This window comes from Pseudomonadota bacterium, assembly GCA_018817425.1.
Classification (GTDB): domain Bacteria; phylum Desulfobacterota; class Desulfobacteria; order Desulfobacterales; family RPRI01; genus RPRI01.
This window is the reverse complement of record JAHITX010000001.1, coordinates 15,470-32,614: the sequence shown is the minus strand read 5'-3', so window position 1 is coordinate 32,614 and position 17,145 is coordinate 15,470. Positions and strand designations below refer to the sequence as shown.

Here is a 17,145-nt window from a genome sequence, read left to right as displayed (position 1 = left end):
AGGGAGAATACATATGTCTGTTGATAAAATTATAGAACAAATGGCAAAATCGGCAAGAACCGCATCAAGAGTTTTAGCAAGATGCCCTACAGCCAAAAAAAACGATGTGCTTTTAAAAATCGCTGATGAAATAGTAAAGAATCAAGCTTACATAAAAAAAGAAAACAAAAAAGATCTAACGCAGGCCAAGAAAGCCGGACTTTCCGCAGCATTTATAGACCGGCTTACCATAAAGGATGCAACAATAAAATCTATGGTTGACGGTCTCAAAGAAGTATCAGCGCTTGAAGATCCGGTAGGCTCGATAGTCAAAACCTGGATAAGGCCAAATGGCATTGAAGTATCGCGCATGCGAATACCGCTTGGAGTTATTGGAATCATTTATGAGTCAAGGCCGAATGTAACTATTGATGCAGCAGGACTATGTCTTAAAGCGGGAAATGCAGTTATATTGCGTGGTGGATCTGATGCTTTTCACTCAAACCAGGCGCTTGCCGGAATAATTAAAAAAGCATTGGCGCTTTCAGGCATGCCGGAAGAAGTGGTTCAGGTTGTTCCTGTGAAAGAGAGAATAGCAGTAAATGCCCTTTTAAGCCAGGAAGAATATATCGATCTTATTATTCCTAGAGGTGGGGAAGAGCTTATTCGTTTTGTTGTTAAGAATTCAAGAATTCCTGTTTTAAAACATTATAAAGGTGTATGCCATGTGTATGTAGATGAAAGTGCTGATGTAGAGATGGCCCGAAAAATTTGTTTTAATTCAAAAGTTCATCGTCCCGGAGTTTGCAATGCCATGGAAACTATGCTTGTCCACAAAAATGCGGCAAAGAATTTTCTTCCTCAAATGGCAAAAGATTTTAAATCAGCAGGTGTTGAAATCAGAGGTTGCAGCAAAACATGTAAAATTATTAAAACGGCAAAAAAAGCAAAAGAAGAAGACTGGCCGGCTGAATATCTGGATCTTATCATTGCCGTTAAAATTGTTGATGATATGGATGAAGCTGTTAGCCATATAGAAAAATATGGATCAAACCATACAGAATCAATTGTTACCAGTGATTACAGCAGAGCGCGGCGTTTCACAAGCGAGATTGATTCTTCGGTGGTGCTTGTAAATGCATCAACAAGGTTTAATGATGGCGGTCAGCTGGGATTGGGTGCTGAAATAGGAATCAGTACTTCCAAGCTTCATGCATTCGGACCCATGGGATTGGAAGAGCTTACAACAACGAAATTTGTGGCTTTAGGAAATGGGCAGATAAGAGAATAAGATTAACCCTGTGGATGAGAAAAATTTGAAACAAATAGGATTGTTCGGAGGTACATTCAATCCGGTTCATTTCGGGCATTTAAGATCTGCTGCTGAAGTGCGGGACAGGTTTTTGCTGGATAAAGTTTGTTTTATTCCGTCTTCTATACCTCCGCACAAAAGCCCATCACGCATTGCCGATGCTAAAGATCGTTTTGAAATGTTAAAGATAGCCATGAAAAGCTATTCTGAATTTTATCTGTCAAACGTTGAGCTAAACAGGCAGGGGCCATCTTATACAATAGATACGGTTAAATATTTTCAATCAGACCAAACCGAACCTGCTGCTTATTATCTTATATTAGGTCTTGATGCCTTTCTTGAAATAGACACATGGAAATCATTTAAAGAGCTTTTTCGTGTTATTCCTTTTATAGTTATGACAAGACCGGGCTTAAACTATTGCGAAGATAAAGATAGAGTTACGGCGATTTCGGATTTTCTTAATACAAAAATATCAGACGGGTATTTATTTTCAAAAAAGGATTCAGTATATACTCATAAAGTTAATCAACCTGTATATATGCTTGATATAACTCCGATAGATATTTCTTCCACAAATATCCGAACACTGATTAGAAATAAAGAGCCGGTTAGTTTTTTGATGCCGGAAGATGTTGAACTTTTTATAAAAAACAATGGATTATATATATGACAGACAAAAAAACTCCAAAGGTAAAAGAAGACATTATTCCATCATTTAATCTTTATATCAAAGCTGTATTAGGTAAAAAGGCTGAAGATATAGTGGCCCTTGACCTACGTGGACTTACTTCTCTTGCAGATGCCTTTATAATATGTACAGGAAGTTCAAATCGCCAGGTAACTGCTATAGCCGAATTCATTGAGCGGTACATGAAAAAATCCGGAATAAAAGCATTGAGCGTTGAGGGTAAAAACGAAGGCCAATGGGTTTTACTCGATTACGGAGATGTTGTAATTCACGTTTTTTATGATACCGTAAGGCAGTTTTATGATCTTGAGGGCCTGTGGTCGGATGCAAAACGGATAAAATTTGATGAGCTCGAAAAAGCCCATCAACAGACCGAAGACGATGTAAACCCCGGCCTGGAATAAGAAGTGTTCTTTTCCACTGAGTAAAAAGTCAATAAGGAGTATTTAACTTTATGCCGAAACCAAACTTTTGTATGCTCATAATCTTAGATGGTTGGGGGATTGGAAAGACGAATGACGGCAATGCTATAACTCTTGCAAAAACACCTTTTCTTGATTCAATCAAAAAAGAATACCCTTTAACAAGCTTAAAATGCTCAGGCGAGGCAGTAGGACTTCCTGAAGGTATTATGGGAAATTCCGAAGTGGGGCATTTAAATATTGGCGCCGGCAGGGTTGTTTACCAGGATCTCTTAAGAATAGATAAGGCTATAAAGGATAAAAGCTTTTTTAAAAACCAGGCTCTTTGTCTGATTATGAAAAAAGTTAAAGATAAAAAAGCTGCTTTACATTTTATCGGCCTTCTTTCAGACGGAGGGGTTCACAGCCAGATAAAGCATCTTTTTGCTCTAATTGACATGGCAAAAGAAAACGGCCTGAAAAATGTTTATATCCATGTAATACTTGACGGAAGAGATACTGCGCCCGACAGCGGCGCGGGATACATGCAGCAGTTACAAAATTATATTAATGAAAAAGGAGTGGGGAAAATTGCATCTGTCTGCGGACGTTTTTATGCAATGGATCGCGATACCAGATGGGAAAGAGTAGAAAAGGCCTACCGGCTTTATACAAAAGGAGAAGGAATAAAAGAAACAAATCCTGTTGATGCAATAAAAAACTCTTATTCAAAAAACGAAACGGACGAATTTGTCAAACCCATTATAATTATAGATAAGGATGGAAATCCTGCGGGAAAAATCAAAGACAATGATGCTGTTGTTTTTTTCAACTTTCGTTCAGACCGCGCAAGAGAAATAACACGCACTCTCACAGATCCTGATTTTAGTTTTTTCAATAGAGATCCTCACCCGCAACTAACAGGATTTGTAAGCATGACCCAATATGATGAAACATTTTCCCTGCCGGTTGCTTTTTCACCTGTTCATCTTACCGATATCCTTGGAGAAGTAATAAGTAAAAAGGGCTTAAAACAGCTAAGAATTGCTGAAACGGAAAAATATGCTCATGTAACCTATTTCTTAAACGGAGGAGAAGAGCATCCGTTTCCTTTAGAAGAACGCTGCCTGATTCCATCTCCACGTGAAGTTCCAACCTATGACAAAAAGCCGGAAATGAGCGCAAAGCTTGTTACAGCCGAAATACTATCCCGCTTAAAATCGACGCACTATGATTTTATCGCACTTAATTTTGCAAATATGGATATGGTGGGACACACCGGAGTAATTGAAGCTGCAATTAATGCATGCGAAACAATTGATTCCTGTGTGAGCCGGATTGCAGCCGAAGTAAAAAAGCAAAAAGGTGTGCTTATGGTTACAGCAGATCATGGCAATGCAGAAACCATGCTTGATGAACAAAAACATGTTCACACAGCCCATACTTTAAATCCGGTTCCTTTTATACTTGTTGATGATTCAAGAAAAAATATTAAATTAAGAAACGGCGTACTGGGAGATATCGCACCTACCATACTTGAGATTATGGAAATCGAAAAACCTGCTTCCATGACTGGAGAATCTTTAATCAAAAAAACATCAAAATAACAGGAAAGGGAAATGACATCATCTGAAAGCAGAATAAATAAACGTATTCCTGCAAAATTCGAAATAAAATATGTCCATGATGGGGACTATCTGATTTCATACAGTAAAGATCTGTCCGTAGATGGCATGTTTATATGTACCCAAAAACTGCTTACTGTAGGAGAAACTATAAAACTAACTTTTTCTGTAGGAGAAATAGGCCGGGCAGAAGTTAATTCTAAGGTTATATGGATAAATTCCTCAGAATTAGAAACCGAAGCCGGAATGGGCGTAAAATTTATCAAAACCCCGGCTTCTTTTAAAAAAGCTATTTTAGATACTATTAGAAAGATTGCCGTTCTTTAAAAAGAAAAGAAATAGATAATTATACGTTATATTTTTTGGAGGTGAATATGAAGCAATCCTGTGATTATCACCCGACTATTAACGCTCATTGGTTTTGTCCTAAATGCAGTGCAAATCTATGCCCGGAATGTGTTGTAAAACGTGATAAGGGAGGATATTTACAAGGAGAATCGCTTTATTTCTGCCCCAAATGCAATATTCAAGTACAATGGTGCGGTGTGGCCAATATTATTGATCCGTTTTGGAAACGGCTGTCAAAAATATTTGCCTATCCATTTTCTTCTTTTCATCCGATAGTATTAATAATTTCTCTATCCTTACTAAGCTCTTTTTTTTCAGGTCAGGGCCTTTTAAATTTGCTGGTCCGAGGAGCCTTGTTTTTGGTTGTGCTCAAGTATTCTTATGAGGCCCTGAAAACAACGGCCAGTGGCGATCTGAGACCACCTAAAATAAGTTCAAATACAATTTCAGAAGATTTCAATCAGGTTTTAAAACAGTATGTTCTCTATTTTCTGATTTTATTTGCTTTCGGTTTGATCTCTGCAGCGCTAGGTCTCCTAATTGGGGTATTATTTATCCTATTTGCAGCATTTTTTATACCTGCAATGCTAATTCTTCTGGTTACAACCAGCAGCCTGTTACATGCCTTAAACCCTAATATTTTTGTTCGGTTGACATATAGAATCGGGTGGGGTTACCTTTTGATGTATTTATTTTTATTTCTACTGGCTGGCGCGCCAGCATTCGCGGCGCAATACATTGACAAATTACTTCCCACCGGGTTGCACTTCTTACTAGTAACTATTGCTCAAAGCTATTATACTATAATTTCTTATCATCTTATGGGATATGTCATACTTCAGTATCATGATGAAGTTGGATACGAAATTGAACATGATGCCTTTAAGGATCAATCGTTGGATAAAAACAAACTGGCCCAGATTGATCCAGGTGCACATATTTTAAAAGCAATAAATCCTTTAATCCAAGATGGAAAATATGATGAATCTATAGAAGTTATTGAAGATATGACCCATGGCGCAGAAATAACAAGTCTTGAATTGTCAAATCGATATTATTCGCTTTTAAAAATGACAAATAAAACAAAACATATGCTTGGATACGGCATAAATCATCTGGAGCTGATCATCAAGGCTAAACAAAAAAATAAAGCTTTAGATATTTATTCCGAATGTATAAAAACAGATCCGGAGTTTGTTCCGTCAGCGGTGTCCTTATTTAAAATTGCAGAATGGTTAAATGAAACCGGGAAATTTCAAGAGGCAGTCAAAACCTTTAACCGCCTCATAAAAGAGTATCCTGAAAATCCCTTAGTACCGAAATCATATTTCCGTGCTGCTCAGTTATTTAACGATCGGATGATGAATCCAGTAAAAGCTAAAAAAATATTAAACGGATTGATAATAAAATATCCGGAGCATGAAATTGTCCCTCAAATTAAAAATTACATTACCAGTATAATGTAAAGGTGCTTTTAAGCTTTGAAAGATAAAAACTGATATGTTACCCAATTACTGCAAGTACAAATTACATTTGATTCAAACGAAACAGCGCATTTTTCTAAAGGGAAGTTAAATTATGTTGATCATTCCTTTGACAGGCAAAATGAGTTTACGCAATCCCCCGGTTGTAACCATAGCTCTTATCATTATTAACTGTATTGTGTTTTTTCTGGTTCAATTTAATGAAGACAAGCAATATATGGCAGCCGAGGCTTTCTATTTTGAATCAGAATTGGCTGATATAGAAATATTAAAATATATTGATTACAAACATATGCCGGAAGAGAAGGCTTCTATAGAAAAGCTTAATGCTCAATTCCGGCAGCAAAAGCTTCGAAGCATATTTATAGAAATGTACCAGGATGAGGCATTCATGGAGATGCTTGAACACGAAGAAATTATAACACCGAATGACCCGGTGTACCTTGAATGGAAGAATCTTAGAGATGAATATAAACATAGACTGTCAAATATTGTATCGATAAGATTTGGATTCAAACCCGCCCATCCGGATGTAATATCATTATTTACGCACATGTTTCTCCACGGTGGAATGGGGCATCTATTTGGAAACATGATTTTTCTGTGGCTTATCGGATGTATGATAGAGATGGGATGTGGGCGAATTTATTATTTCACCACATATATTGTAACAGGACTTGGTGCTGTAGCCATGTTTTGGCTTTGGAATATGGGTTCTACAATCCCTCTTGTCGGGGCATCTGGTGCAATTGCCGGATTAATGGGAGCTTTTACGGTATTATACGGTAAAAAACGCGTTAAGATGTTTTTTACCATTGGCGTTTATTTTAATTATGTCCAAATGAAAGCTATATGGCTTTTGCCTTTGTGGTTAGGAAGTGAAGTGTATAAGATTGCATTCAGCGAAGAAAGGCATGTCGCATACCTTGCCCATGTTGGCGGTATACTATCAGGTGCATTATTGGGTTTTATCAATAAAAGATACCTTGGATTTTATAAAGCAGAAGCTCTTGAGCCGGAAACTGAAGACGAAATATCTCCTTTATTAGAAAAGGCGTTGGAACATATACGTCAATTAGAGATGGAAAAAGGCGCAGACTTACTAAATGATGTATTAAAAAAAGATCCGAATCATATAGTAGCTTTAAAGCATCTGTTTGATATTCATAAAATTAATGCCGAAGATATTCAATTCCATACAGTGGCAGAGCGGCTGCTTTTACTTCTGTCGAAAGATGGATTTAAGCATGATATGATTGTAGAAGTGTATGGTGAATATATCAAACATGCTAAACAGCCCAAGTTGTCTACAGAGGTATATCTGCGCTTAATCTCAATATTTTCAACTTATGGCTATCCGGAAAAAGCCGAGGGCATTCTGGCCATGTTTTTAAATAAAAAACCGGATTTACCCGGTTTGGCAATGCTTTTGCTAAAACTTGCCAATAGTTATAAAATAAAGAAAAATTATGATAAACATAAGAAATGCCTAAAAGTTCTTTGTTCTAAATATTCCGGCTCCACTGAAGCTCAGATGGCAAAAAGCGAATTAGATGCCTTATAGAGTATAATTATTGCGGAAAGGATTGCTGAAATCTGTAAAATGAAAAATAGTAAAGGAATAAATATATGAATATGAACATGTTGCTGTTGATCGCAAGTGGAATTATTGTGGGTATAGGAGCTTCGTTTACCGGCCTTGGAGGTGGGTTCCTTATGATTCCATTATTATTATTTCTGGGCTATACCGCACAAAAGGCAGTCGGCACTTCATTTCTTGCAATACTTATTATTTCAATGTCAGCGCTTTTAGCTCACAATAAACTTTTAAATGTGGACTATAAAATTGGAATTCTTTTAGGTATCGGTGGAATTATTGGAGCTCAGATCGGAGCAAGATTGGTTGAGCATGTGTCCACCGCTAATTTTAAAAAAATATTTGCATTAATACTCATTGGCCTTGCAGCATATCTTTTTGTGAAAAAATAAAATCAAAATTTACATTTCCCGCCAACATATCTTGGCCTTTGTTAAAAAGAAGCCTCACCACAGAAAACCAACCAACCAGAAATGTATAGATGGAGTTTTTGCCATAAATGGCGCCTACAAAAAATGCTGCATGGCTACAAAAAGTGCTGACAGTACCAAAAATTTGTAGATAACGCAGGTCTTGCTATAGCTTCTTACAGCTCAAAAAAAGAAACATCAAAATATTTTTTAGAGCATGGTATGGCAAATAACAATTTAATAGTAACAGTATAATTATCTTGTTTTATAGGTTTTTTAATCCTTTTCAACATATTTTATAGCTATGTGCAATATTAAATTATTCTTATAATATATATTTTTATATGCATTAAAATCTATATGGCATGCTAGCTGCAATGATAAGAAACACAAAACTAATAAAAAAAAGAAAATCAAACCCGAAATCATTGCAGGAGGAGATAATATGAAGAAAATATTAAATAGAACAGAAATACGAATGCAGAAAACAGTTATTTGTTTCATCTCAGTTTTATTAATATGTCTTTGGAGCACATCATTATTTGCATCGTGGTCTCAGGAGTTTAACGAAAACGGAGTTTACGGTGGCAAAAGCTATAAAATAACAGGAATCGAAGTATTTAAAATAAATGGAACGAGTGACTTTGAAGGTACTGGTATGAGCAATTTCTCACCAGGCACATGGACGGTAGAGAGGCCGAATTCTGATTATGTTGTGGCCACCAATATTAAAGGTATCAGAGACTTTACCTGGCTTTTTTCTTTCACCGGAACTACGGAAGACACATTGGAGCTAGCATATTTGGCGTATACAAGCACTGGCAAGGTTTTCGGCAGCTATCTAAACTTTGATTCTGGCGACTGGTCCTATCCAACCCTTTCGAATCTTGACGAGTTAACTTTTAACCGTACAACTTCTGCCGTTCCCATTCCTTCTACAGTATTTCTGTTTGGAGCGGGCCTCCTTGGCTTTGTTGGGATTCTGAGAAATTTTAACGTCACTTCTTCCTAAATAAAGTCAAAGATTAGATTGTAACAACCATAGCGTTTTGAAAAACGCTATGGTTGTTATGCATTTATATGTGAGCGGCCTGTTGTAATATAAAACCTAAAGCTCTTCAGGGGTAAAAGCAATTACATCATCAATAGATTTGGCATTTGCAAAGAACATTACAAGTCTGTCCAATCCTAAAGCATTCCCCGATGCTTCGGGCATATGTGAAAGTGACTCAAGAAATTTTTCGGGCATTGGATATGCTTTAAGGCCGGCCTTTTTACGTAATTTAAGTTCTTTTTCAAACCGCCTTCTTTGTTCAACCGGGTCAGTAAGTTCCGTAAAAGCATTACACAGTTCTATTCCGCAAATATAGAGTTCAAATCGTTCGGCAAGCAGGCTGTTTGAAGATTTCAGCTTGGCAAGAGCACCGCAGGAAGCCGGGTAGTCATAAATAAAAACCGGTACATCTGTTCCTAATTTATGCTCGATCTGGGCTATTGTTTCATCAAACAGATCGTCCGACAAAGCTTTCTCAATGGATATGGAGGCGTACTTTTGAAATGCTTTTGAAACTGTTATTCTTTCCCAAGGTTTATCTATGTTGATGCTTTTTCCTTGATAAATTAAGGTTTTTTCAAATCCCAATTTGCAGGCGACATGCTTAATAAGAGCTTCGCTTTCATTCATCATATCAAAATAATTCGAGTCCGAACAATACCATTCAAGCATTGTAAACTCAGGAAGATGCCTGGCGCCTCTTTCATGTTTCCTGAAACATCTGCATATCTGAAATATTTTAGGATAGCCTGAAGCAAGAAGTCTTTTCATATACAATTCGGGAGAAGTTTGAAGAAAATATTCATTCGATTCAAAGGCCTCTATATAAGCTTCGGGGGCGGGTGCCGGAATTCTACACGGAGTTTCCACTTCAAGATACTCTCGATTGTTAAAAAACTGACGTATCTCCTGTATTATTTTTGAACGCAATTTAAGATTTTTAATTATATATGGATGTCTTTTTTTATTTTCAGACATAGAATCCTTGAGACTCATAATACCTGCTTGGAATAAAAGATTATTTTGCAAACTTAAAAAATCAATAAGCTCATAAGCTATCATTGTTTGCACTTAACATCTTTGGCCTTATATTAAGAAAAATAATAAAAGCGTATAATATAATGAAATATTCATACAGCATTTAAACAAAACCATGCAACCAATATAATTAGATCATAATCAGGGTAACCGCATTTAGAATTTAATATTTTAAGGGATGTAAACCTAAAAAACCAAGTTGAATAGTTGGATGCATATAAATTACTATAATTGTTGAACAATTCCAGACTTTTTCTTATATGCTACCGGCTGATAATATTACAAATTTTATCAGCCGGAGGTCAAAATGCCAAAAGAGGAAGTTCCAACAATAGTCCAGTATTTTAAACAGGTAAAAGATCCAAGAAGAGTAAACAGAAGACACAAGCTATTACATTTGCAGCATAGCAAATGATGCAAAAAAATTTGGCAATGCCGTCCGTAGTCATTGGGGTATTGAAAATAGCCTTCATTGGGTATTAGATGTTTCTTTCCGGGAAGATGAGATATGTTGGCTACCCTACCATTTAAAAAATATTGATCCTCGTTATTTCTTAGTGGACATAGCAACATTGTAATCTCATTTCCTATTTAAAACTAAAGGGCAATTATAGCTCACCTATTTTCTTCAAAGTTTCAAGCTCCTCGGTAGCTGCTTCCCGTACAGATTCAGCACAATCACTACATACGATTGTCTGAAGATATTCTTTTATTTCCTTGTTTTTGAGTTGCGCCAGAACCTGCACTAAATCACCTTGTACCGATGCATCAAGATCTGTGAAACGCTTCTGAAGCGGTGCGAATAACTGAGCGGCCAGATCGGGGGATTCTTCTGCAAGATATTCCACGGTAACCATGGCACCCAGACGAACCGACCAGCGCTCATGAACCAGAAGATCTATGAAAGCAGGAAAGATTCTGTTACTGCTGCACATCATTGATGCTACGCGGGCAGCATCGGAGTTTTCAATTATTTGCCTTAATGTATCGGTTGAAAGTTGGGCAGGGTCGCGCCGTACGCACTGCCGGACTACCTCTTCGATATTGATCTGGCCGGTCCAGCGGATTTCATTATCAAGGATTAGTGTGGGCACTGAACGAATACCCCGCTCTTCAGCCAGATTTCCAAACAGAACCCCATCGATAATGGTCAGCCGAAGAAGCGGGTTTTCTTCAGCCAGACACAAAACCTGAGTAACTACTTGAGGGCAGTAAGGACACTGCTGAGCAATAAAGGCGGCAAGATGCGCCGGAAGTTCGATTCGGGTTGAGAAACCAAAATCATATTTGGGCAATGTGCCTGGATTAGCCGCAGCACTTAATGCCTCAAGAAAAGGCAATAGTTCTTTACCTTCGGGAAGCGCCTGATAGGCAATATTCTTATGTCTACCAATAATAATGGCAGGTGCCGCAAAAGGTTCTTCCTGCTCTTTGCGGATTTGTACAACCGGCGCCAATACTTTGAATTCATCACAAAACTGAACAAGCATTTCACCGGCAAGGCCTTCTCCTCCGACAACATTGAGAAAAGTCGGAGATGTTTGTATATCCGACCATTGGCGGATGATTTCTTCGTCCTGGGGTGAGATTTGCTTCATATGCTCTATTTATTCCTTCGTTTTGGCTCCAATAGCTAAGGATTGCTTCAATTATTTTCTGGTAGTTATCAACTTCCGTATCAAGTTTTTCAGATACTGAAGATAGCATTTTTATAATTTCAATTTTTAAAGCATTATTATCCGATACGATTTTCTGTGAAGATAAAGAATCAGCTGCGACTACAACTTCATGAATTCTTATTTCTTTCTGACACTTCACACATATACTCGGGCTTAATAGATGCTAATAGTAGTTATTACAATCCCTTTTTATGATCAATATTTTAATCTGATAATGGAAAAAACTTGCCATATATTGTTATAAATTCTTTAGCTGTATATAGATTAAAAGCCTATAACACTATTAAAAAATTGACTTTTTCTTTAAGTTATTATAGCAGTTCATATTATGGATCAATCAAAATGGTTTTATCCGATTATTGTTTTTCTCTTATCCGTCATGGCGCTGGCCGCGTCTCTTTTTTTGTATATATACTGGTATATCAGGGTCAGCTCGGGGCTTAAGACCTTAGTTACCAGATTTAACATTGAACCATCGGTTGTTTTGGAATCACACACATGGCTTGTTATTATGGTTTTATCTGTTCTTGTAGGAATTATCCTTCTGGGAATATTTACAATTTTTATGTATAATCTGAAAACATACCAGTTATACAGAATTCAGCAAAATTTTATTAATAACTTCACTCACGAGCTTAAAACACCTGTAACTTCTTTAAAACTTTTTCTTGAAACTCTTTCCAAACATGAGCTGTCAAGAGCTGAGCAACTAAAGTATATTAATTATATGATACTTGATGTTGTAAGGCTTTCTGACAATTTAGGACGTATACTTGACCTTGCCGGGATTGAGAGTAATAACTATCAGGGGGATTTCATTAAAACCGATCTTGTAGTCGCAGTTGAAACATTTTGCAATGCTAATGAGCATCTTTTTCCGGAATGCAGAATATCTGTTCACAGTTCATCTGATAAACATTTTGTTTATTTGATAAATACATATCTTTTTGAAATGCTTCTTATGAATCTTTTGACAAATGCGGTTAAATATAATGATTCAAAAGTACCGAAAATAGACATTTCTTTTGATTTGCATGGTAATATGCTGCACATAAAATTTGAGGATAATGGAATTGGAATTGAAAATATTCAGATCAAAAAAATATTTAGAAAATTTTACCAGGTTGGTCAGTACAAAGATATGACAGCTAAGGGAAACGGTCTTGGACTTTATCTTGTTAAAAATATAGCTCGAATACATAATGGAAAAGTAGTTGCCGAAAGCAAAGGAATCGGAAAGGGTTCTGTTTTTACACTCAAACTACCATATAAAGAGATATGATTTTCCAAAAAATATAAAAAGTGCCTTTATGAAATATCATGGAAATAAAAGAATTCTTGTAATAGAAGACGATAATCACATAGCTGAAGGACTTAAGCTGAATCTTTCTTTGCAGGGGTATGATGTGGTTATAGCTAAAGACGGTATATCCGGGCTACATGAATGGAAGGAATGGAAACCAAATCTTGTGGTGCTTGATATTATGCTTCCGGGAATCGACGGTTTATCGGTTCTTCAAAATATTCGCCTTGAGGATGAGCGGATTCCGATATTAATACTGTCTGCAAAGGCAGAAGCTCATGACAAAATCAAGGGGCTTTCCTGTGGAGTTGATGACTATCTTTCAAAACCATTTAACCTTGAAGAGTTTCTCTTAAGAGTTGAACGCTTGCTTGTAAGGGCTTCATGGGTGTCAAGAGAAGAAGATGCAGCAGTTCAAACAGGAGACTTGCCATCTGGAATTTACAAATTTGGGGATAATCTGATCGATTTTGAAAAATCCACGGGTATATGCAGAACCGGAAAGGTATCATTAACGGAACAGGAAATTAAACTGTTGAAACTTTTTATAACAAACGCAGGAAAAACACTTTCGCGTAGAAAGATACTTGAAATTGGTTGGGGATATACCGGCAACGTTTCTACAAGAACCGTTGATAATTTTGTTGCCCGGTTCAGAAAATATTTTGAAGCTGACTCAAAAAAGCCAAAATATTTCAAAAGTATCAGGTTAGTTGGTTATGTTTTTGAAAATGACTCATGATGACTTTGCAAAATATTATTACGCTTAAAATGCTTTTAATCTTTTGTATTTACCGGCCTGATTATGACTTTTTATAATTCATCAACTTTGAGTTTGCGTATACTCTGTTTGCAAAGTCAGAATTAATTCTTTTACCGAAACAATCTTGTTAATTCTATATGCATTGGAACCTGCAAAAGCAAAGCCGCTTTTAAATTTCCCTCTTTTAGCTCCTGCAAGAGCCAATGCAATGCAATAAGGACTATTTTCAACATCACATGTTTTGATACAATGATAAGGGCATTTGAAGGGTTTTTTTGCCCCATTTTCAACATCATCCAAAAATTTGTTATGTATGGCACGGCCGGGAAGCCCAACTGGGCTGTTGATTATCATCAGATCTTCCTGTTTTGCATCCAAGTAAGTCTGCTTGAAAGCGGGGGATGCATCACATTCAAATGTAGCTACAAACCTGGTTCCCATTTGGACGCCGGCAGCTCCCAAATCTATCATTTTACGGATATCTTCACCAGTATAAATACCACCTGCCGCTATAACCGGAATAGTAGTGCCATGTTTGGCAGCGATTGGTCCAATTGTTTCGATTACTTCTTTAAGCAGCTTTTCAAGTGCATAGTCAGAATCGTCTATCTGTTCTTTTTTAAAACCAAGATGTCCCCCGGCTTTAGGCCCTTCCACAACAAAGGCATCCGGCAAACGCTTGTATTTTGACATCCATTTCTGGCATAAAAGCTTCGCCGCACGTGCAGAAGAGACTATCGGCACAAGTTTTGTCTTGGCACCTTCTATAAGGTATCCCGGAAGATCCAAAGGAAGACCTGCACCTGAAATAATTATATCAACAGCTTCTTCAATAGCTGCTTTTACCAGTTCGGCATAGTGAGTCAATGCCACCATAATGTTAACGCCGATTATTCCTTTGGTCATAGCCCTTGCTTTTCTTATTTCCCGTTTAAGAGCTCTAATATTTGCCCCCACCGGGTCTTTGGAAACATCGGGTTCATCAATGCCTATCATTGCTGTCGCAATTATTCCAATTCCTCCTTCATTAGCTACAGCTGAAGCAAGTCCGGACATGGAAATTCCTACTCCCATACCACCCTGTATAATTGGAACACTACTAACAAGATCACCAATTTTTAACGCACTGAAACACATATTAATTAAAAACTCCTTTGAAATTAATTCTGATAGAATAAGGCCTTTGAAAAACGAACAGCTTTGACCAAGTACCAATTAACCGCAGAAATACATTTAAGTATCGTAAGGATTGATATTTGAACCTGACACAGTAACAGGTTGATAAAGATGTGTTATACAAAGAACTCAGATTTTTAATTTATAGAGGGAAAAAGGGTTAGTTGCAAAGCTTTTGTGCAATTTTACAATAGTTTTACAATTGGTAAGCTCACAAAAAACTGCAAAATATATATTTCGCCATTTCAGTTTTTGACAGAGCAATAATCACAAAATATACATTTTTGCATTGCAGCAATTTTTCAATTAAATAAAAAAGATACCTCTTTTATCTTGACATTATGACAATTCGTTCTATAAATTGACGCTGTATTCATTTTATGACATATAATTTGACTTGCAAAGGGGCCATATAATGAAAAGCAATAATCTTACAAGGCGTGAAAGAGAGAAACTGCGGCAGCGCCGAGATATAATCAAAGCAGCTCTCGAGCTATTTTCAGAATTCGGCTACCACAATGTTTCCATGCACAAAATTGCAAAAAAAGCAGAGTTTGCGATCGGAACAATGTACAAATTTTTCCCCAACAAGGAAGAATTATATCGTGAAATGATTATGGAATTTTCAGAAAAAGCTAATGCCGTCTTTATTGAAGCTCTTGAAATTTCTGGTAATGAAATTGAAAAACTACGGAATTATGTAAAAGTTAAAGGGGAATTCTTGATGGGAAATGAATCTACTTTAAAAATATATATTGGCAGAACCAATCTGGCCAGTACTGATGTAACAGCATGTTTTAACGAAGATATCAGGTTTTTGTACGAAAAACTGCTGGATAAACTTGCTGCTGTTTTTGAATCGGGCATTAAAGCGGGACGGTTTAAACCTTTACTTGAGCCTTATTATTTTGCTGTTTCACTTAACAGCGTAATAAGCTCTTTTTTGCTCCTTTGGCTCCGTGATCCCAAAAAACATCCTTATTCTAATAATGCGATGGCGGTTCTTGATCTCTTCTTAAGCAGTATTAAGAAAGATAGCAAAGACTAAGAAAGCATAAAATTTAATAAATAACGGATATAATTTCCAATAGATGCATACAGAAACATTGATCAATTCAAAAGGTGATTTATGAAAGCTTACAACATGCCAAAAAAAATATTTACCATTTATATTTTTGTTCTTTTTATTTTAACATTTGCATCTTGTTCAAAACCTGATAGTCCGGCACAGGAAAAGACAGGTTCAGCACCAGTAGTGTCTGTAGATGTTTATAAGATTCCGGAGCCAAAAGACTTTCCCGTTGAATTGGAATATCCCGCAAGAACAAAAAGTGTAAGTAGCGTTACACTTGTAGCAAGAGTTTCAGGAATTTTGCAGAGCAAACTCTTTACGGAAGGCCAATCGGTTAAAGCGGAAGATCTTCTTTTTAAAATTGAACCGGATATATATGAGGCTGAAGCAGCCACAGCTCAGGCACTTCTGGAACAGGCTATAGCTCAGTTGAACAAAACTGAAAGAGACTGGAAAAGAATGAACGCCCTGTATGAAGCTCAAGTAGCCAGCGAACAGGACCGTGATACTGCTCTTTCGGCATATGAAATAGCAAAAGCTTCGGTTTCAGCGGCAAGGGCGCGTTTGTTGCAGACCGGAATTAATCTTAATTATACGGATGTAAATGCAACAGTATCCGGTGTTACCGGGCTAAGAAACGTAGATGTAGGTAATTTTGTAAGTGCCGGCACACCATTGGTTACTGTGACGCAAACAGATCCTTTATATGTTGACTTTTCATTGCCGGATATAGATTTTTTGAAAACAAAATATGAATTAAAAAGCGGTAATTGGGCAAAAATGGGAAAAATGCTCTCGGCCTGGCTTATTTCGGATAATGGCAGGTATGATGAAAAAGGAACCGTAAATTTTGTCGACACAAATATTGATGAAAAAACGGCTTCCGTAAAAGCAAGAGCTGTCTTTCCGAACCGTAAAAGCGAAATACTTCCAGGTCAATTTGTAAGGATTAAAATTGAAGGACTTAAAAGAAAAAATACTATTGTAGTACCTCAGCAATCCGTTATCCAGAATCCCGGAGGCACTATTGTCTTTATTGTAAAAGATGGAAAAATAGCTGTCAGACCGGTTGAAGTGGGTGATACCAGCGGAGAAAATTTCATTATAGAAAAGGGATTAAATGAAGGAGATCTGGTTGTAGTAAACAATTTTTTTAAAATCAGGCCGGACATGCCGGTTAAAACAGATAAAATTATAAATAAAGAGGCATAAG

The 17,145-nt window shown here is 36.9% G+C and carries 16 protein-coding genes; 13 read left to right on the top strand and 3 right to left on the bottom strand.

The features are described 5' to 3' along the window. Positions 1–13: 13 nt before the first annotated feature. The 9 genes from KKC46_00155 (at position 14) to KKC46_00115 (ending at position 8,859) form a co-directional block, all read left to right on the top strand. Complete coding sequence (locus KKC46_00155; GenBank protein ID MBU1052225.1) at positions 14–1,270, top strand: glutamate-5-semialdehyde dehydrogenase; 1,257 nt, start codon at positions 14–16, stop codon at positions 1,268–1,270. A 25-nt stretch (positions 1,271–1,295) separates the two neighbouring features. Beyond that, a complete protein-coding gene (gene nadD / locus KKC46_00150) occupies positions 1,296–1,964 on the top strand; it encodes a nicotinate-nucleotide adenylyltransferase (protein ID MBU1052224.1) in 669 nt (222 codons plus the stop codon). Continuing rightward, the gene (gene rsfS, locus KKC46_00145) at positions 1,961–2,386 is read left to right on the top strand and encodes a ribosome silencing factor (GenBank protein MBU1052223.1); all 426 of its coding nucleotides are present in this window, start codon (positions 1,961–1,963) and stop codon (positions 2,384–2,386) included. The genes nadD and rsfS overlap by 4 nt, the downstream gene beginning before the upstream one ends. A 50-nt stretch (positions 2,387–2,436) precedes the next feature. Beyond that, complete coding sequence (gene gpmI / locus KKC46_00140; protein MBU1052222.1) at positions 2,437–3,990, top strand: 2,3-bisphosphoglycerate-independent phosphoglycerate mutase; 1,554 nt, start codon at positions 2,437–2,439, stop codon at positions 3,988–3,990. A gap of 12 nt (positions 3,991–4,002) precedes the next feature. Next, a complete protein-coding gene (locus KKC46_00135) occupies positions 4,003–4,335 on the top strand; it encodes a PilZ domain-containing protein (GenBank protein MBU1052221.1) in 333 nt (110 codons plus the stop codon). Positions 4,336–4,715: 380 nt separating this feature from the next. After that, on the top strand, positions 4,716–5,822 hold the full coding sequence (locus KKC46_00130) for a tetratricopeptide repeat protein (protein ID MBU1052220.1): 1,107 nt from the start codon (positions 4,716–4,718) through the stop codon (positions 5,820–5,822). 112 nt (positions 5,823–5,934) lie between these two features. Then, positions 5,935–7,404 carry a rhomboid family intramembrane serine protease gene (locus KKC46_00125; GenBank protein ID MBU1052219.1) on the top strand — a complete coding sequence of 490 codons (1,470 nt, stop codon included), beginning with the start codon at positions 5,935–5,937 and terminating at the stop codon, positions 7,402–7,404. A 65-nt stretch (positions 7,405–7,469) separates the two neighbouring features. Beyond that, on the top strand, positions 7,470–7,829 hold the full coding sequence (locus KKC46_00120) for a sulfite exporter TauE/SafE family protein (protein ID MBU1052218.1): 360 nt from the start codon (positions 7,470–7,472) through the stop codon (positions 7,827–7,829). 463 nt (positions 7,830–8,292) lie between these two features. Next, positions 8,293–8,859: a PEP-CTERM sorting domain-containing protein gene (locus tag KKC46_00115; GenBank protein ID MBU1052217.1), complete on the top strand. Its 567-nt coding sequence runs from the start codon at positions 8,293–8,295 to the stop codon at positions 8,857–8,859. Between the two features lie 96 nt (positions 8,860–8,955). Here the strand turns inward: KKC46_00115 and epmA are convergent, their stop codons facing one another. Together epmA and KKC46_00105 are read right to left on the bottom strand one after the other, a co-directional pair. Continuing rightward, the gene (epmA, locus tag KKC46_00110; protein ID MBU1052216.1) at positions 8,956–9,879 is read right to left on the bottom strand and encodes an elongation factor P--(R)-beta-lysine ligase; all 924 of its coding nucleotides are present in this window, start codon (positions 9,877–9,879) and stop codon (positions 8,956–8,958) included. 668 nt (positions 9,880–10,547) lie between these two features. After that, positions 10,548–11,537 (bottom strand): thioredoxin family protein, encoded by a 990-nt coding sequence (locus tag KKC46_00105; protein MBU1052215.1) that lies wholly within the window; start codon positions 11,535–11,537, stop codon positions 10,548–10,550. A 409-nt stretch (positions 11,538–11,946) separates the two neighbouring features. Here KKC46_00105 and KKC46_00100 point away from each other — a divergent pair, with 409 nt between their 5' ends. Together KKC46_00100 and KKC46_00095 are read left to right on the top strand one after the other, a co-directional pair. Beyond that, on the top strand, positions 11,947–12,900 hold the full coding sequence (locus KKC46_00100) for a HAMP domain-containing histidine kinase (GenBank protein ID MBU1052214.1): 954 nt from the start codon (positions 11,947–11,949) through the stop codon (positions 12,898–12,900). A gap of 28 nt (positions 12,901–12,928) precedes the next feature. Further along, on the top strand, positions 12,929–13,663 hold the full coding sequence (locus tag KKC46_00095) for a response regulator transcription factor (protein ID MBU1052213.1): 735 nt from the start codon (positions 12,929–12,931) through the stop codon (positions 13,661–13,663). A gap of 81 nt (positions 13,664–13,744) precedes the next feature. Here KKC46_00095 and KKC46_00090 read toward each other — a convergent pair whose 3' ends face one another. Further along, a complete protein-coding gene (locus tag KKC46_00090) occupies positions 13,745–14,821 on the bottom strand; it encodes a nitronate monooxygenase (protein ID MBU1052212.1) in 1,077 nt (358 codons plus the stop codon). 454 nt (positions 14,822–15,275) lie between these two features. Here KKC46_00090 and KKC46_00085 point away from each other — a divergent pair, with 454 nt between their 5' ends. Continuing rightward, positions 15,276–15,908, top strand: a complete 633-nt coding sequence (locus KKC46_00085; protein MBU1052211.1) for a TetR/AcrR family transcriptional regulator — start codon at positions 15,276–15,278, stop codon at positions 15,906–15,908. An 81-nt stretch (positions 15,909–15,989) separates the two neighbouring features. Next, on the top strand, positions 15,990–17,144 hold the full coding sequence (locus KKC46_00080) for an efflux RND transporter periplasmic adaptor subunit (protein MBU1052210.1): 1,155 nt from the start codon (positions 15,990–15,992) through the stop codon (positions 17,142–17,144). The last annotated feature ends 1 nt before the right edge of the window (position 17,145 follow it).